The organism is Sphingopyxis panaciterrae (assembly GCF_011762125.1).
GTDB lineage: Bacteria > Pseudomonadota > Alphaproteobacteria > Sphingomonadales > Sphingomonadaceae > Sphingopyxis > Sphingopyxis panaciterrae.
Map to the genome: position 1 here is coordinate 849,733 of NZ_JAASQN010000001.1, position 16,298 is coordinate 866,030.

General features: G+C 65.4%; 17 protein-coding genes. 4 read left to right on the plus strand and 13 right to left on the minus strand.

Annotation, left to right across the window (positions count from 1 at the left end; all coding sequences use genetic code 11):
* Nucleotides 1-88: 88 nt before the first annotated feature.
* From FHR22_RS03730 to FHR22_RS03760, 7 genes are read right to left on the minus strand one after another with little or no spacing between them, the layout of a single operon-like run.
* The gene (locus tag FHR22_RS03730) at nucleotides 89-682 is read right to left on the minus strand and encodes a VOC family protein (RefSeq protein WP_166939071.1); all 594 of its coding nucleotides are present in this window, start codon (nucleotides 680-682) and stop codon (nucleotides 89-91) included.
* A 15-nt stretch (nucleotides 683-697) separates the two neighbouring features.
* Nucleotides 698-1,312 (minus strand): glutathione S-transferase family protein, encoded by a 615-nt coding sequence (locus FHR22_RS03735; RefSeq protein ID WP_166939074.1) that lies wholly within the window; start codon nucleotides 1,310-1,312, stop codon nucleotides 698-700.
* Between the two features lie 43 nt (nucleotides 1,313-1,355).
* Complete coding sequence (locus FHR22_RS03740) at nucleotides 1,356-2,297, minus strand: SMP-30/gluconolactonase/LRE family protein (RefSeq protein WP_166939076.1); 942 nt, start codon at nucleotides 2,295-2,297, stop codon at nucleotides 1,356-1,358.
* A complete protein-coding gene (locus tag FHR22_RS03745; protein ID WP_166939079.1) occupies nucleotides 2,294-2,941 on the minus strand; it encodes a carboxymuconolactone decarboxylase family protein in 648 nt (215 codons plus the stop codon). Before FHR22_RS03745 ends, FHR22_RS03740 begins: the two co-directional genes overlap by 4 nt.
* 10 nt (nucleotides 2,942-2,951) lie before the next feature.
* Nucleotides 2,952-3,347, minus strand: coding sequence for a nuclear transport factor 2 family protein (locus FHR22_RS03750; protein WP_166939081.1), 396 nt, complete (start codon nucleotides 3,345-3,347; stop codon nucleotides 2,952-2,954).
* Entirely contained in the window at nucleotides 3,331-4,245 is a 915-nt protein-coding gene (locus tag FHR22_RS03755; RefSeq protein WP_166939083.1) for an SDR family NAD(P)-dependent oxidoreductase, read from the minus strand. The genes FHR22_RS03750 and FHR22_RS03755 overlap by 17 nt, the downstream gene beginning before the upstream one ends.
* The gene (locus FHR22_RS03760; RefSeq protein WP_166939085.1) at nucleotides 4,242-5,537 is read right to left on the minus strand and encodes a spinster family MFS transporter; all 1,296 of its coding nucleotides are present in this window, start codon (nucleotides 5,535-5,537) and stop codon (nucleotides 4,242-4,244) included. The genes FHR22_RS03755 and FHR22_RS03760 overlap by 4 nt, the downstream gene beginning before the upstream one ends.
* 108 nt (nucleotides 5,538-5,645) lie before the next feature.
* Here FHR22_RS03760 and FHR22_RS03765 point away from each other — a divergent pair, with 108 nt between their 5' ends.
* Nucleotides 5,646-6,413 (plus strand): SDR family NAD(P)-dependent oxidoreductase, encoded by a 768-nt coding sequence (locus tag FHR22_RS03765; protein ID WP_166939088.1) that lies wholly within the window; start codon nucleotides 5,646-5,648, stop codon nucleotides 6,411-6,413.
* A 100-nt stretch (nucleotides 6,414-6,513) separates the two neighbouring features.
* Here FHR22_RS03765 and FHR22_RS03770 read toward each other — a convergent pair whose 3' ends face one another.
* A complete protein-coding gene (locus FHR22_RS03770) occupies nucleotides 6,514-7,224 on the minus strand; it encodes a glutathione S-transferase N-terminal domain-containing protein (protein WP_166939090.1) in 711 nt (236 codons plus the stop codon).
* 85 nt (nucleotides 7,225-7,309) lie between these two features.
* On the minus strand, nucleotides 7,310-9,616 hold the full coding sequence (locus FHR22_RS03775; RefSeq protein WP_166939092.1) for a TonB-dependent receptor: 2,307 nt from the start codon (nucleotides 9,614-9,616) through the stop codon (nucleotides 7,310-7,312).
* A 125-nt stretch (nucleotides 9,617-9,741) separates the two neighbouring features.
* Between FHR22_RS03775 and FHR22_RS03780 the strand changes: the two genes are divergently transcribed.
* Together FHR22_RS03780 and FHR22_RS03785 are read left to right on the plus strand one after the other, a co-directional pair.
* Nucleotides 9,742-10,248, plus strand: coding sequence for a DUF3237 domain-containing protein (locus FHR22_RS03780; protein WP_166939094.1), 507 nt, complete (start codon nucleotides 9,742-9,744; stop codon nucleotides 10,246-10,248).
* Nucleotide 10,249: 1 nt separating this feature from the next.
* Entirely contained in the window at nucleotides 10,250-10,975 is a 726-nt protein-coding gene (locus tag FHR22_RS03785; RefSeq protein ID WP_166939097.1) for a glutathione binding-like protein, read from the plus strand.
* A 325-nt stretch (nucleotides 10,976-11,300) separates the two neighbouring features.
* Here FHR22_RS03785 and FHR22_RS03790 read toward each other — a convergent pair whose 3' ends face one another.
* Complete coding sequence (locus FHR22_RS03790) at nucleotides 11,301-12,005, minus strand: glutathione S-transferase family protein (RefSeq protein ID WP_166939099.1); 705 nt, start codon at nucleotides 12,003-12,005, stop codon at nucleotides 11,301-11,303.
* On the minus strand, nucleotides 12,002-13,168 hold the full coding sequence (locus tag FHR22_RS03795) for a CaiB/BaiF CoA transferase family protein (RefSeq protein WP_166939102.1): 1,167 nt from the start codon (nucleotides 13,166-13,168) through the stop codon (nucleotides 12,002-12,004). Before FHR22_RS03795 ends, FHR22_RS03790 begins: the two co-directional genes overlap by 4 nt.
* 136 nt (nucleotides 13,169-13,304) lie before the next feature.
* Here FHR22_RS03795 and FHR22_RS03800 point away from each other — a divergent pair, with 136 nt between their 5' ends.
* Complete coding sequence (locus FHR22_RS03800) at nucleotides 13,305-14,210, plus strand: hydroxymethylglutaryl-CoA lyase (protein ID WP_166939104.1); 906 nt, start codon at nucleotides 13,305-13,307, stop codon at nucleotides 14,208-14,210.
* Nucleotides 14,211-14,219: 9 nt separating this feature from the next.
* On the opposite strand, the gene mobA is transcribed toward FHR22_RS03800, so the two are convergent.
* Nucleotides 14,220-14,768, minus strand: a complete 549-nt coding sequence (mobA, locus tag FHR22_RS03805) for a molybdenum cofactor guanylyltransferase (RefSeq protein ID WP_166939107.1) — start codon at nucleotides 14,766-14,768, stop codon at nucleotides 14,220-14,222.
* 53 nt (nucleotides 14,769-14,821) lie between these two features.
* A complete protein-coding gene (locus tag FHR22_RS03810) occupies nucleotides 14,822-16,246 on the minus strand; it encodes an aldehyde dehydrogenase family protein (RefSeq protein ID WP_166939110.1) in 1,425 nt (474 codons plus the stop codon).
* Nucleotides 16,247-16,298 lie beyond the last annotated feature (52 nt).

Here is a 16,298-nt window from a genome sequence, read left to right on the forward strand (position 1 = left end):
AGTGTCGGCTTCCGGCCGAAACCTCATTTCCACAAAAAAGGCCCGGCGGGATAACCGCCGGGCCATGAGTTCTTCCCAGTAGAAATGCTTATTCCGCCGGCACCGGGGTGCGGCCGGTGATGAAGCCATCGACCTTGGTGCCGTCGGCGCGCACCGGATCGTGCGCGACGTCGCTGTCGTCGAACACCCTGGTCCACGCCGCGAATTCGAGGCAGACGCCGTCGGGGTCGAAGAAATAGACCGAGCGGACATAGACGTCGTCGTTCATTTCGGGCGACGACTGGGTCGGGGAATTGTCGTGGTTGAGGATCGGGGTGACCTCGACCCCCTTGTCGATCAGCCGCTGATAATATTCATCGAATTTTTCGGCGCGGACGTTGATCGCGATATGGTTCATCGATCCGTGCGCCGACACGAAGCTGCCGCGCGTCGGCAGCGCGGCGGGGGCCGAAATGCCGGGAACCGCCTCGGGCGCGTTCGGGAACCAGAAAAAGGCGATGCTGTCGCCATTGCCGACGTCGAAGAAGAAATGCTGGCCGCGCCCGCCGGGCAGGTCGAGCGTCTTCAGGAGCGGCATGCCGAGGATGTCGCGGTAGAATTCGACCGTCTTCGCCATATCCTTGCACACGAGCGCGAGGTGATTGACCCCGCAGAATTCGAACTCCTTGTTGGTTGCAGCCATGATCCGTCTCCTGTCTTAATTGGTGGCGCTGGGGCGGCGCTTCATCCGCTCGTACCAGCCGTGAACGTGGGGGTTGGCAAGATCGACCGGCTGGCCGACCGTCACGCCGAAATCGAGGAAGGCGAAGAGCATGAGGTCGGCGAGGCTCAGCCGGTCGCCGGCGATATAGTCGCGGCCCGCGATCAGCGGGTCGAGCCAGGCGATCCCGTCCTGCGCGACCGCCTTCAGCCCCGCCGCGGCTTCGGGCAGGCAGCGCATGCGCGGTTCGAACAGCGGCAGACCCTCGGCATAGCGGAAGCCGTTGGTCAGCGGTTCGCAGATCTTGATGTCGACGCGGCGCGTCCACATGCGCGTGTTCGCGCGTTCCTCCGCCGTCGAGCCGATCAGCGGCGTTTCGGGAAAAAGCTCTTCGAGATATTCGCAGATCGCGGTGATTTCGGTGAGGATGCTGCCGTCGTCGCGTTCGAGCGCGGGGGTCTGTCCCGCGGGGTTCACATCGACATTGTAGGGCGCGCGCCGGTTCTCGCCGCCACGCAGGTCGATCATGACCTCGGGAATATCGATACCCTTTTCGGCCATGAACATCGTCACGACGCGCGGGTTGGGACCGATGCTGTTATAATATTTCATCCTATCCTCTCACGTTCATGCTTATCACTCCGAGGCCAATCTGTCAATTAAGTTGACGATTATGCAAGGCGAGGCCCGGGCGCGGCCAGCGGACACGGTAAAGCGTGCCCGTCGTCGACGCGGTGATCCAGGCGTCGCGGCGGTCGGCGCCGCCGAAGGCGATATTGGTGATGCCGATGTCGGGCAGCGGCACGAATTCGGATCCGCCGCCGTCGGGGTCGAAAATCGTGATCCCGCCCTCGACCATCGTGCCGACGCAGATGCGCCCGCTTTCCTCGACCGCGAGGCTGTCGAGCAGGCGGAAGGCGGGCGGGGTGCCGACGAAGCGGCCGGGCGCCCACGGCGGCGGCGGCGCCAACTCGCCCGGCGCGACGACGTCCATCGCCCAGACGCGCGCGGTCATCGTCTCGCTGGCATAGAGCGTCTTGCCGTCGGGCGACAGGCCGATGCCGTTGGGCCCCATCATCTCGGCGCGCTGGCGGGTGATCTTCGACCCGTCGGCGGCGGCGTAATAGATCGCGCCGTGGTCGCGGCCGCTCGCGCGGAGCTGGCCGTGATCGGTGAACCAGAAGCCGCCGCCATTCTCTTGGCTCGCGTCGAAAACGATGTCGTTCGGCCCCTTGAGCCGCTCGCCCTCGAAGCTGTCATAGAGCGTCTTCACCGCACCCGTCGTCAGGTCGACGCGCTGGATCGACCCGCAAGCTTTGGCATTCGCGGCATGGCCGGGGAAAAGCAGGCCGCCGGCCTCGATCCACTCAAAGCCGCCGTTGTTGCAGACATAGGCGGCGCCGTCGGGGCCGATCGCGAGCCCGTTCGGCCCGCCGCCGGGTTCGGCGACGACCGACAGCGTTCCATCGGGCGCGACGCGGGTCAGCGTGCCGCGCGCGATCTCGACGAGCAGCGCCGATCCGTCGGCCATCGGGACCGGGCCTTCGGGGAAGCGAAGGCCGGTCGCGACGACTTCGGGGGCGCCGTAGCCGGTCATTCGGCTTTCGGACGCGGCGCGCTGAGGAAGTCGGCGGCGCTGAAGCCTTCGGGCGCCGCGACCTCGACGATCGGATCCTCGCGGGCGTCAAACTCCATGCGCAGCGCGCGGGTGATCACGGCGTGCATGTCGTAGAGGCAGGTGATGTAGGTGAATTCGAAAATCTGCTCATCGTCCCAGAAGGTCCGCAGTTTTTCGAATATCTCGAGCGGGACGCGCCCGCCCGCCTGGGCGAGGCAGTCGGCATAGGCGAGCACCGCGCGTTCCTGTTCGTTATAGCAATCGGCGACGGTCCAATAGGCGATCGCCGCGATCTTTTCCTCGCTGACGCCGAGGCCGCGCAGCGATTTGCAATGCTGCGAAAAGACGAACTGGCTGCCCTTGACCCAGCCGGCGCGCGTCTGGCCGAGTTCGCGCAGCACGGGATCGATCTTGCGCGCCGGGTGGCGATAGACCGCGAAGCCGTCGACCGCGTGCTTGAAGATGTCGGGGGCCAGCGCGAAGACCGTCCACCAGTCGCCGGGCGTGCCGGTCGCGGTGCCGGGTTCGGCGACGGGGTCGCGGTCGCCGAACAGGCGGTTGTAATAAGCGGTGACGGTCTCGTCGGTGACTTCCGAACGGGGCACCTGGCGCAGGATCGGCATATCGGACTCCTCAGGCGTTGGCGAATTTGCGGAATTCAGCGACGTGCGCGCTGTCGAAATATTCGTCGAGCCGGGTGATCTTGCCGTCCACGACCTTGCAGACGATCGCGCACGGCAGGCGGACTTCGCCATCGTCGTGGACGCGCTTGCCCTTTAAAACATGCTGCTGGACGAAGCCGCCGGGAAAGGCGGTGAGGCGGCGGTCGGCATATTCGCGGTCCTTGATCCGCGCGACCATGCCGGTCAGCGTCTGCGCGGTCTGCGCCGGGGTGACGATCAGCTCGTCGGTGTTGTGCCAGATCTCGGCATCGGGGGTGAAGCTGCCCTGCATCGTTTCGATGTCGCCCGCCTCGATCGCATCGAAGAAGCGCTGCGCCATTGCGCGGATGTCATTCTCTTCGGCCATGTCTCTCTCCTATGTTTTTTGCGCCGAACATGCGGCCGCCGTTGGCCGCGATCAGCCCGTCGATATCGTCGCCTTTATACCCCGGATCGGCCGAGGGGCCGAACGACGACAGCATGTCCTGCGTCACCAGCTCGGCCATCGCCTTCCATTCGGGGTGGGTGAAGATCCAGTAATCGCCGGCCTCGATCGCCTCGACGACGCGCGCGCCGATCTTGTCGGGTGACATGCCGCCCGCGAGGACGCCCTGCATCGCCTGGCTGGTTGCCGCCGCCTTGCCGGTTTCGACCTCGACCGGGCGCAGGTCGCGCGTCGTCTCGACGATCCGCGTCGCCGACATGCCGGGCATCAGCACCGAGATGTCGACGCAGGTTCCGGCCAGTTCGCCCCGCAGCGCCATCGCGATGCCGAGCGTCGCATATTTGGAACTGATATAGGCGACCGAGATCGGCGGCGGCACGATCGCGACCATCGAGCTGGTGATGACGAGATGGCTCGGCTCGCCCGATGCCTTCATCTCGCCGAGGAAGGTGCGGCAGGCGTAAAGATGCGCGTGGGCGTTGACCGCATAGTTCCAGCGCCAGACGTCGGTGTCATATTGTTCGAACGGACCCGAGCCGCCGCCGACCCCGGCATTGCTGAACAGGATCCGCACGGCGCCGAATTCGCGCGCCGTGGTGCCCGCTTCGGCCCAGCTTTCCTCGCTGGTCACGTCGAGCTGGAGGCCGAGTGCGTGCGCGCCTTCGCCGCGCAGGGTTGCGGCGGCCGCTTCGGCGCCGGCGGCGTCGATGTCGGCGAGGATCACCGCCGCGCCCTTGGCGGCGAGCGCCCGGGCGGTGGCGAAGCCGAGCCCGCTCGCGCCGCCGGTGATGAAGGCGGTCTTGCCCGCAACGTCGGTCATTCGGCGAAATCCTTTTCGAGGTGGCGCGTCATGCGATATTGCGCGATCCCCGCGGCGGCGGCGAAGGGCATCAGCGCCATCAGCGCCCAGCGCAGGCTGTCGACGCCATAGTCGGGTTTGAGCGCGTCGCTGACGATCCCGGCGAACAGCGGGCCGAGGCCCAGGCCGACGATGTTGAACATCAGCATCAGCACCGCGGCGGCGGTGGCACGGCTGCGCGGCGGGGTGAGGTTTTGCACCAGCGCGAGCGCGGGGGCGACATAGGCGGTGCAGGCCGCCATCGGGATCAGCATCAGCACGAGCGACAGCTGCCATGTGTCGACGAGCAAAGCGGCGATGAAGGTCGGGATCAGCACCGCGGTTGCGAGCGCGGGGATCGTGCCATAGGCGCGGGCGGAGGTTTTGGCGCGGTGGCTGACGAGCCAGCCGCCGCCGAGGATGCCGATGCCGAAGGTGATGCCCGCGGCTGGCCCGAAATAGGTCGCCATCGCGTCGAGCGGCATTCTTTGCGTGCGCATCAGGAAGGCGGGAATCCAGTTGAGCATGCCATAGCTGGTGAAGGCGGCGAGGCCGCTGCCGATCATCACCATGCGCAGCGACGGGCGGCGCCAGAACATCGCGAGGCTTTGGCTGAAGGGCAGGGCTTCGTCGGCGGGCTTATGCGTGTCCATCGCGCCGCGCGCCGGTTCGCGAACGAGCCAGATGAGCAGCGGCGCGACGAGGATGCCGACGAGGCCGATGACGACGAAGGCGCCCCGCCAGCCGATGTTCGCGGCCGCCCAGGCGCCGAAGGTCGCGCCGACGAAGACCCCGAACGGGCCGTTGCAGGTAAACAGCCCGATCGCGAGCGGGCGCTGTGCGGGCGGATAATAGTCGGCGATGACCGACAGCGAGGGCGCGGTGCCGCCCGCTTCGCCCGCACCGACGCCAAAGCGCATCAGGGCGAGCTGCCAGAAGTTGCCGACCATGCCGCAGGCGGCGGTAAAGCCGCTCCACACGACGCAGGCGATGCCGATCAGCCTGATGCGGTTCCAGCGGTCGGCGAGCATCGCGACGGGGACGCCCATCGCGGCATAGAAGAGCGCGAAGGCGAGGCCGGTAAGCAGCCCGAACTGCGTGTCGCTGAAATCCATTTCGGCGCGAATCGGTTCGACGAGCACCGACAGCAATTGGCGGTCGACGAAGTTGATCGTGCCGACCACGAACAGCATCGCCAGCGCGACGTTGCGGCGCATCGCATGACCGCTGCCGGACGCTGCGGCACCGGCACCCAGGGTGGTGGCCTCGGTCATAACTCTCCTTGTAAACGCACGAGTCTGCTCGGTCGAAAAATACTTAGGTATTTAAGTTTATCTGTCAACGTGCTTTACGGTAGCGGCAAGACCGACGGGAGAGAAGATATGGATATCAACGGCAAGACGGCGATATTGACCGGGTCGGCGGGCGGCATCGGCCGCGCGACGGCGGTGGTGCTGGCGGCACGCGGCGCGGCGCAGATCGCGCTGGTCGACGTCAATGAAGCGGGGCTGGCCGAAACGGCGCGGCTGGTCGAAGCGGCGGGTGCGCGCGCGAGCGTGCACCGGCTCGACCTGTCCGACATCCCGGCGACCGAGGCGTGGTTTCGCGCGCATGGCGACGTCGATATCCTTCATAACAATGCCGGGGTCGTGTCGGGGCTGCCGCAATTTCCCGACGTCGATGCCGCGCGCATCCGCCGGATCATCGACGTCAATGTGACTTCGCTGGTCGCGGCAACGCAGATCGTGGTGCAGGCGATGCGGAAGCGCGGCGGCGGGGTGATCATCAACACCGTCTCGACCGTCGCGCTGGGCACCGGTTTCTACGATGCCATGTATGCGACGACCAAGGCAGCGGTGATGATGTTCACGCGCTGCTGCGCGCCGCTGAAGGAGGAATGCAACGTCCGCGTCGCCGGCATGTTGCCCGGGCTGGTCGACACGCCGATCCTCGACACGACGGGGGCGGGCGGCAAATCCGAATGGATGAAGATGGTGCTCGCGAACAATGAAGCCTGTTTGCCCGAAGATATCGCGGGCGGGGTGATGGCGCTGATCGAGGATGACAGCCTTGCGGGCGGCGACTGGGTCGCGGTGCGGCGGCTGGACGGCAAGGTGGAATATCAGTGGGGGCGGGCGCATACGGTGTAGCCCCAAACTTCGTCATTGCGAGGAGCGAAGCGACGCGGCAATCCAGAGTGTGCGTCAGCCGCTCTGGATTGCTTCGCTTCGCTCGCAATGACGAGATTGACTAACGCACCGGCGCTTCCAGCATATTCTTCCCGAACAGGTTCGACCATTGCTCTTCGGTCAGCACCGGCCGCGCGCTCGACAGGTTGGCGGCGTTCTTGACGTCGGTGCCCGCGATCACCGCGGGACGCTCGGCGATGCGCGCAAACCAGTCGGCGACCGCCGGATAATCGTCGAGCGTCAGGCCGATGGCGCGGATCGCGCGCGTCCAGGGCCAGCATGCGATGTCGGCGATCGAATATTCCTCGGCCAGATATTCGGCCTCGCCCAGCCGCCCGTTCAGGACGTGGAGCAGCCGCAGCGTTTCGTTGCGATAGCGCTCGACCGGATAGGTCTGGCCTTCGGGCGCATAGCGGATGAAATGATGCGCCTGACCCTGCATCGGGCCGAAGCTCGCCATCTGCCACATCAGCCATTGCTGGGCTTGCGACCGCCGGCGCGGGTTTTCGGGAAGCAACCGCCCGCTCTTCTCGGCGAGGTAGAGCAGGATCGCGCCGCTCTCGAACACCGGAAGCGGCGCTCCGCCGCCGACCGGATCATGGTCGACGATCGCGGGCAAGCGGCCGTTCGGGTTGATCCGCCGATATTCGGGGGTCAGATGATCGCCCTCGAGCATGTTCATCGCGAGCAGCTGGTGCGGCAGCCCCGTCTCCTCGAGCATGATCGAGACCTTGTGGCCGTTCGGCGTGGGCGTGAAATAGACCTCGATCATCGAAAGGGCACCGCGTGATGGCGGGTTAGGGCCGCCGCCGCTTCCTTCCGAAGGAGGATGCGGGCGGCGGCCGGCCCCCGGGACATCAGAATTTGAACCCGGCTTCGACCGAAATGTTGCGCGTCGGTTCGAGGTAGAGGATCGCGCGCGGCACCGGGGTGATCGGCGACGGCAGGTTGAACGCGCTGCCGATCGTCTTTTCGTTCGTCAGGTTCTTGCCGACGAGCGCGACGTGCCAGCCGTCGTCCTGATCGGCGAGCTGGACGCGCAGGTCGAGCTTCACATAGCCGCCCTGGACGCCGAAGATCGGGCTCTGATTGTCCGAATTGAAATATTTCGAACGGCCCGACGCGACGCCGGTGATGTCGATCTTCATCGCGTCGGACATGTCGACGCGCGCGTGGGCGGTGACGCTGCCGGTCCATTTCGACGAATAGGCGACCGGGAAACCGGCGAGGTTGTTCGTCGCCGGGGTGCAGGTCACCGGCTGCGACGCGAGACACGCCGCGCCCGGATAATCGTCATATTTGATGTCCGAATAGGCACCCGATGCGCTGATATCGAAATTGGGGAAGGGGAAAATGCTGAGCGACCCCTCGACCCCCTTCGACGTTGCCGCCGCGGCGTTGCCGGTCAGATAGCTCGAGGTTGCGGGCTGATAGACCGAAACCTGCAGGTCCTTGAACTTCGTCTTGTAGACCGAGACGTTGGCGACGACCTTGCCGTCGGCCAGTGTCGACTTGATCCCCGCCTCGAAATTCTCCGACCGTTCGGGCTCGAAGGTGAAGGTGCTGTCGACGGTACCGAGGGTGTTGGACACGAACCCGCCCGATTTAGAACCCCGGCCCCAGGTGCCGTAGATCATGATGCGCGGGGCGATGTCATATTGCAGCGTGACCGACGGGTCGACATTGCCTTCGCTGATCGAGCCGTCGGCGTTGGTGATCGGGCGCAGCGGGAAAGGTTGTCCGTTGAGGCCGTTCGAAGCCGACGCGAGCGTGGTGCGGAAGCTGCCATCCTTCTTCGTATGCGAATAGCGCAGGCTGCCGATCGCGCGGAAGGCATCGCTGATGTTGAGCGTGCCCTGTCCGAACACCGACCAGCTTTCGGCCTTCTGGCGGAAAATGCTGTCGATGCGGGCGAGATACGGACCGTCGAAGATCGGGATGCGCGGATCGGCCGGGGTCGCGCCGGGGATGGAAAGGAACAGGTTGGGGATGTTGAAGCCCTGATATTGTTCGAGCGTGTAATCGGACTTGTCGTAATAGGCGCCGGCGATGAATTCGAACGTCTCGCCGACGGGCGACAGGATGCGGACTTCCTGCGAGAATTGGTCGAAGCGTTCGGGGAAGGCGTTGTAGACCGAGTTGGCGGTGTGGGCGCCGCCGCTGTTCGGAATCATCTGGTCGAAGCCATTGACGATCTTCGACTTGAACCAGCTGTAGCCGGTGACCGAGGTCAGCGTGAAATCGCCAAGCGCAAGATTGCCGACGCCCGAGAGCATCACCGATTCATTGCGATTGCCCTCGCGCCCGAGCGCCGAGCGTTCGAGGTAGCGCGTGTCCTGCGGATCCTGGCCGCTGGTCAACGGGCTCGACACGGTGATGCCGCCGACGATGTCGCGGTTTCCGTACTCGGCCTTCAGCGTATAGTCGAAGCTGCTCGACGGTTCCCATTTGACCGTCAGGCGCGCGAGCTGGGATTTGATTTCGGGGTCGTCGTGGTTGGTCGCGAGATTGCGGATATAACCGTCCTGCTTGACGATCTTGTACGCGAGGCGCGCCGAGAGCGTGCTGCTGAGCGGCCCCGAGATATAGCCCGAAACGTCGAAGCCCTTCTGGTCGAAGTTATAGAGCGCGGTGAAGGCGCCCTCCGCCTGGCTGGTCGGACCGGCCGACACGACGCTGACCGCGCCCGCTGCGGTGTTCTTGCCGAACAGCGCGCCCTGCGGGCCGCGAAGCACCTCGACGCGTTCGAGATCGAAGAAGGGCGCCTGCGCCTGGCGGCTGCGGCCGGCGTAGATGCCGTCGACATAGAGCGACACCGACTGGTCGAAAGCGAAGTTCGCCGGCGGCGAGCCGAAGCCGCGGATATAGATGACGTCGTTGCCCGCGGTCGACTGCACGAACACGTTCGGGGTGTAGTTCATCACCGCCTTGATGTCGCTCGTGTTGAATTCGGCGAGTTTGGCGCCGCTCACGACTTCCATCGAGATCGGCACGTCCTGCAGGCTCTGCTCGCGCTTTTGCGCGGTGACGATGATTTCGTTGGTGTTGCTGTCGTCGGCTTCGGCGGCGGGTGCGCCGCTGGCCTGCGCCATCGCCGGCGCGGCAAATGCCGTCATCGCGACGGTCGCGACACCCGACAGCAGAAACTGGTTGAACGCCTTCATGCTAACCCTCCCTTAAAGTCCTGTCGACGGTGCCCCGGATATGCGTCCGATCCGTCAATCTGATTGACCCTTAGTATACTAATGGTTTTATGCTTGTCCATAGCTTTGCAAAGAGGATTCGCAAGATGAACGACGAAAATGGGAAAGCCGGTTCCGCCGCACTTACGAGCAGCCATCTGTGCACGGTGGAGTTCGAGGTCGGCGGCGGCATCATCGGCATGGGGGTGTCGCCGTTCGGCGATCACCGGATGGGCTATATCAGCGGCGGGCGCTTTTTCGGACCGCGAATCAACGGCATCGTCCTGCCTGGCGGCGGCAACTGGTCGCGCAGCGGACGGCTGGGCGAGGATGCTTCGGTCGGGACCTTCGATGCCCGCGCGGTGTGGCAGACCGATGATGGCGAGCTGATCTATCTCTCCTACACCGGGCGCAACGTCATTCCAGACGATGTCCGTGCCGCCTTTGCCGACCCGGCCGCGCCCCATGTCGATCCGTCGCGATATTATCTGCGAATCGCGCCGGTGTTCGAAACCGCGAGCAAGACCTATGGCTGGCTGAACGGCCTGCTCGCGGTCGGGGTTGGCGAGCGCACCGATTTCGGTGTCCGCCATGTGATCCACGAGATTCGCTGAGATGATCGACCTTCATTATTCGGCGACCCCGAACGGGCAGAAGATCGCGATCATGTTGGAAGAGATCGGCGCGGCGTATCGGGTCCTGCCCTATGACATCTTCAACGGCGACCAGCTCACCGCCGCGTTCGGGCGCATCAACCCGAACCACAAGCTGCCCGCGATCGTCGATCAGGATCCGGCGGGGGGCGGCGATCCGGTTGCCGTCTTCGAATCGGGGGCGATCCTGCAATATCTGGCCGAGAAGAGCGGGTGTTTCCTGCCCGCGTCGGGCGCGGCGCGCGCGGCGACGCTGTCGTGGTTGGCCTGGCAGGTCGCGGGACTGGGGCCGATGGGCGGGCAGGCAAGTCATTTCCTGCGCTATGCGCCCGCGGGGCAGGATTATGCCGTCGAACGCTACACGAAGGAATTGCAACGCTTGCTCACCATACTCGAACGGCGGCTGGAGAAGAGCGCCTATGTCGCGGGCGACGATTATACGATCGCCGACATGGCGATCTGGCCCGGGCGGGCGTCGGCGTTCGTCATGGGGATGGGGCTGGATGAATGGCCCGCGATCCACGGCTGGTTCGAACGCATCCGCGCGCGCCCGGCGGTGGCGCGGGCGATGGCGCGCGAGGATTTGAAGGCATCCGCGAAATATGTGGGGCGGCATCAGACGCTCGACGAGAAAGAATGGTCGAACATGTTCGGCGATGCGAACCAGGCGGCGGTAAAGGGGGATTGAGGGAGGCGGGTTTCGGCTGTTAGTTGCCCTATCCATCACCGTCACCCCGGACTTGATCCGGGGCCCCGCTTGACCTCGAAAACTGCTGGTGCCCCAAAAAAGCGGGATCCCGGGTCAAGCCCGGGACGACGAGGGAGAGAGCGAAAGCGGCCGATTGCGGAGGTTCTCCTCCCCTCCTTTTTAGGGAGGGGCTGGGGGGTGGGTAGCCGCCGAAGGCGGCGCGCTTCCTCTTGCTCGCTGCGCTCGCGACCCACCCCTAACCCCTCCCTAAAAGGGAGGGGAATGTCTCAAATCCACCCCGATGCCGTCGTTCGCCGCTTCCGCTTCACCGCTGCGCGTGCTGGCGATCGCCCCACAGGATCGCGCGATGTTCGTCGGTGAAGCCGGTGAGCCCGCCCTCGATCGTTTCGGCGCGCGCGGTGCCGGCCTTCATGCCTTCGGCGACCGCTGGGCGAGCGAGCATTGCGGCGCCCCAGCGCTCGACGTTCGGAAAGCGCCCCGCCTTGTCGATGAACTGGCGGCGCAGATAGGGCAGGGTCGCCATATCGGCGATGCTATAATCGTCGCCCGCCAGCCACTCGGCTTCGCCCAGCCGATGGTCGAGGACCATCATCAGCCGGTCAACCTCGCGGCCGTATCGGGTGATCGCATAGTCGTGCCGATCCTTGGCATAATGGGTAAAATGCGCCTCCTGCCCGAACATCGGACCGACCCCCGAGACCTGGAACATCAGCCATTGCCAGCAGATCGCGCGCTTCACCGGGTCGCTCGGCAGGAAACGCCCGGTCTTTTCGGCGAGGTAGAGTAGGATCGCGCCGGTTTCCCACAGGACGAAGCCGGGACCGTGCGGGCCTTCGTCATCGACGATTACGGGCGTCTTGTTGTTCGGGTTGAGCGCGAGAAATTCGGGGGTGAGTTGATCGCCCGCGAGGATGTCGACGGGTTCGAGCCGCCATGCGAGTTCCATTTCGAGCAGCGCGATCGCGATCTTGCGCGCGTTGGGGGTCGGGCCGCCATAGAGGGTGATCATGCGGATTTTCCTTCGTGGCCGAGCCAGCGATGGAGGACATCGGCGCTGTCCTGCCCGACGGTCAGCGGGGCGGGGCGGCGGATGCTGCCCGGCGTTGCCGACAGCTTGGGGAACACACCCTGCATCCTGATCTCGCCGAACTCGTCGTCCGCGACCGTCACCAATGCCTCGCGCGCCGCGAAATGCGGGTCGGCCAGCATATCCTCGGCATCGAAGACGCGGCCCGCGGGAACGCCCGCCGCGACCATCTTCGCTTCCAGTTCGGCGATCGTCATCGTCGCGGTCCATTCGCCGATCAGCGCGTCGAGCTCCTCCTGCCGCACGCCGCGCGCGCGATGCGTCGCATAGCGCTCGTCGCTCGCCAGTTCGGGCCGGCCCATTGCCGCGGCGAGCCGCGCGAAGACGCCGTCCTGATTGGCGCCGATCAGATATTCGCCGTCGCGGCACGGATAGACGTTCGACGGCGCGATCGCGGGGAGGGTCGATCCGGTGCGGCGGCGCTTGGTGCCGCTCGCCGAATAATCCGACACGGTCGATTCCATCACCTGCAGCACCGCCTCGTAAAGCGCCGAATCGACAATCTGGCCTTCGCCGGTCTTGCTGCGGTGATGGAGCGCGGCGAGCGCGCCCATGCAGCCATAGGTCGCGGCGAGGGTGTCGCCGATCGACACGCCCATGCGTGCCGGCGGCAGGTCGGGATAGCCGACGATGCCGCGCCAGCCGCCCATCGCCTCGCCGATGCCGCCAAAACCCGCGCGCGCTGAATAAGGGCCGGTCTGGCCATAACCCGACACGCGGACGACGATCAGCCCGGGGTTGCTCTTGCGCAGCTCGATGGGGTCGAGGTTCCATTTTTCGAGCGTGCCGGGACGGAAATTCTCGATCAATATGTCGGCCTTTGCGATCAGCTCGCGCGCCAGCGCCTGACCCTCTTCGCCGCGCAGGTCGACCGCGACCGAATATTTGTTGCGCGCGATGACGCGCCACCAGCTTGGGCGGTCGCCCTGGCCCCAATTGCGCATCTGGTCGCCGGTGCCGGGCGGTTCGAGCTTGACGATCTCTGCCCCCATGTCGCCGAGCAGCTGGCCGCAGAAGGGGCCAGCGATGAGCTGCCCCATCTCGACCACCCTGATGCCGTCCAGCGCTCCCCCGTTTTTCGTCATTCCGTTCCTTTCGGCGCCCAAGCCGGTCTATGAAGCATGTCGGCGGCTTTTGGCATCACTCTTGTGGTCATCATATACTTAGAATGCTATGTAATTTTCAACCTGCAAAATGACTCGAATGGAGACGGGGCGCGAAATGGCGGAAAAGCACAGGGTTGAGATGGTCGAGGTTGGGCCGCGCGACGGGTTGCAGAATGAAGCGTTGGTGGTTCCGACCGCCGATAAGGCCGAACTGATCCGCCGCGCGATCGATTTTGGCGCGCGCCGGATCGAGGTGACGAGTTTCGTCAATCCGAAGAAGGTGCCGCACCTCGCCGATGCCGAGGAACTGGTGGCGATGCTGCCCGAGCGGGGCGACGTGACCTATATCGGGCTGGTGCTCAACCGCCGCGGGGCCGAGCGCGCGCTGGCGACGGGGCGCATCGACGAACTCGGCGCGGTGTGCGTGACGAGCGATAGCTTCGGCATCCGTAATCAGGGACAGAGTGCGGACGAATCGCTCGCCGCGGCGATGGAAATCGTCGGACTGGCAAGGGCGGCAGGGCGGAGCGGCCAGATCACGATCGCCACCGCTTTCGGCTGTCCGTTCGAGGGCGAGGTCGCGGTCGCCCGCGTCGTCGAGATGGCGAAGCGCGCCTGTGATGCGCAGCCGCGCGAGATCGCGCTTGCCGACACGATCGGTGTCGGGGTGCCGTCGCAGGTCGCCGAGATGGTGGGGCGCGTGCGCGAAGCGGTCGATGGCCTGCCGGTGCGGGTGCATTTCCACAATACGCGCGGCACCGGGCTGGCCAATGTATGGGCGGCGGTCGCCGAGGGCGCGGCGACGGTCGACGCATCGCTCGGCGGGCTCGGCGGCTGTCCTTTTGCACCCGGAGCGGCGGGCAATGTGGCGACCGAGGATGTCGTCTATATGCTCGAACGCAGCGGCATCGCGACGGGGATCGACCTGCCGGCTGCGGTGGAGGCCGCACACTGGTTCACCGGCGTGATGGGGCGTCCGCTGCCGGCGATGGTCAGCAGGGCGCCCGCCTTTCCGGGCTGATCGCCCGCGTCAGCGCCCGGAGAGCCGCTCCAGATCCTCGACGCTGTTGATGTTGGCTATATCGTCGCCGTCGATCGCGGCCGCGCCCTGCGCATCGGCCCAGGCGCGCACCGAGCGCCGGCCGCCGCCAGCCAAATGCTCCGCAAGCTTTTCGGCCTGATCGGCCGGCCAAAGGCCAATGACGGGGCAGGCGGCGAGATAAGCGCTGTCCGGGCTTTTGCATAGCTGCGCGAGCTGGTCGGGTGCAACGTCAGGCGTGTCGCACGGCAAGGAGAGCAGATGGGTATAACCCGCCGCCTTTGCCGCGGCCATCGCGCCCGCGATACCGCCGAGCGGGCCCATGCCCGGCTCGGGCCGGTCAGCCACCGAAACGAAAGGCGGATAGTCGCGCCCCGAAACGAAGACCGTCCCGACAAGCGGCTGCAAGGCGGCGATCGACCAGTCGATCAGCTTGCGGTCGCCGTAGCGTTGTTCGGCCTTGTCGCGCCCGAAGCGTTGCGAGCGGCCGCCGGCGAGCACGACCCCGGCGATCCGTCGCTGTTCGATGTTACCGCCCATACGCGCGCTTCTCCGTCGATCCGCACGGAGCCTTTGTCCGTCGCCGGGCGAGTCTACCCCGCCGACTGCGGAATATACAGGCTTTGCGGCGCCATATATTCGAGCATGCCTTCCAGCCCGTTTTCGATCCCGAACCCGCTTTGCTTGTGACCCGCAAACGGCGTGTCGGGGCGGAGGACGAGATTCTGGTTGATCCAGACGGTCCCGGTTTCGAGCTGGCGCGCGATCGCCACCGCCTGATCGACGTCCTTCGACCACACTGCACCGGCAAGCCCATATTCGCTGGCATTGGCACGGTCGATCACCTCTTCGACGGTGCTGAACTTCATCATCGGCAGCACGGGGCCGAAGGCTTCTTCCTGTACCACCGCCGATTGCTCAGGCGGGTTGTCGACGATCGTGACGGGGATGAAATAGCCGCCGCCCGCCGGGCCCGCCGGCCCTTCGATCAGCGTCAGCCCTTCGGCCTTCGCGTCCTCGATCAGGCTGGTGACACGGTCATATTGGCGCCGGTTCTGCAGCGGGCCGAGCACGGTACCCTGTTCGCTGCCGTCGCCGAGCTTGACCGCCTGCGCGATCCCTGCGAGCCGGTCGCGGAGGCCATCATAGATGCTTTCATGGACGTAGAGCCGCTTGGTCGCGACGCAGATCTGCGCGCTGTTGAAGAAGGCGCCGAAGAAGATTTTCTGCGCGACATCGTCGAGGTCGACATCGGGCATGACGATCGCGGCATCATTGCCGCCGAGTTCGAGCGTCAGGCGCTTCAGATCCTTTGACGCACTTTCCATCACGCGCTTGCCGGTCGCGGTCGATCCGGTGAACGAGATTTTGGCGAAGCCCGGATGCGCGGTCATCTTTGGCCCGAGCGCGTCGCTGCCGGTGATGATGTTGAGCACGCCGGCCGGGAAAACATCTTTCAGCAGTTCGCCGATCTTCAGCATGCAGAGCGGCGTGTAGGGCGAGGGCTTGAGCACGATCGTGTTGCCAGCGGCGAGCGCGGGCGCGATTTTCCAGAAAGACAGGTTGACCGGGAAATTCCACGGCGAGATCGCGCAGACGACGCCGAGCGGCACATAATGCGTCTCGACCCGCTGGCCGTCGCCCTTGTCGATCACGTCGACCGGCGGGGTCATTTCGGCATAAGCATGCAGCCAGGCGACCGCGATATCGATTTCGGATTTCGCCGCTTCGGTCGGGCGCCCCTGTTCGCGGGTGAAGAGGCGCGCCAGCTGCTCGCGATGGTCGTTCAATATATCGGCCGCCTTGTGCAGGTATGCCTGCCGGTCGGCAATCGGGGTGCCCCGCCACCCCTTGAAGGCGCGGCGCCCGGCGTCAACCGCGGCGGCGAGCTGGGCGTCGGTGCAGTCGGGGGCGGTGGCAAAGGCGGCGCCCGTCGCGGGATTGACCACGTCAAGACGCTCATGGCTGTCCACCAGCGCGCCGTCGATCAGCATGCGATAGTCGGTTTCGAAGTTCATGAGGGGCCTCTCCTATGTCGTTGGTTGACTCATCTTAAATGAGCATTTAACT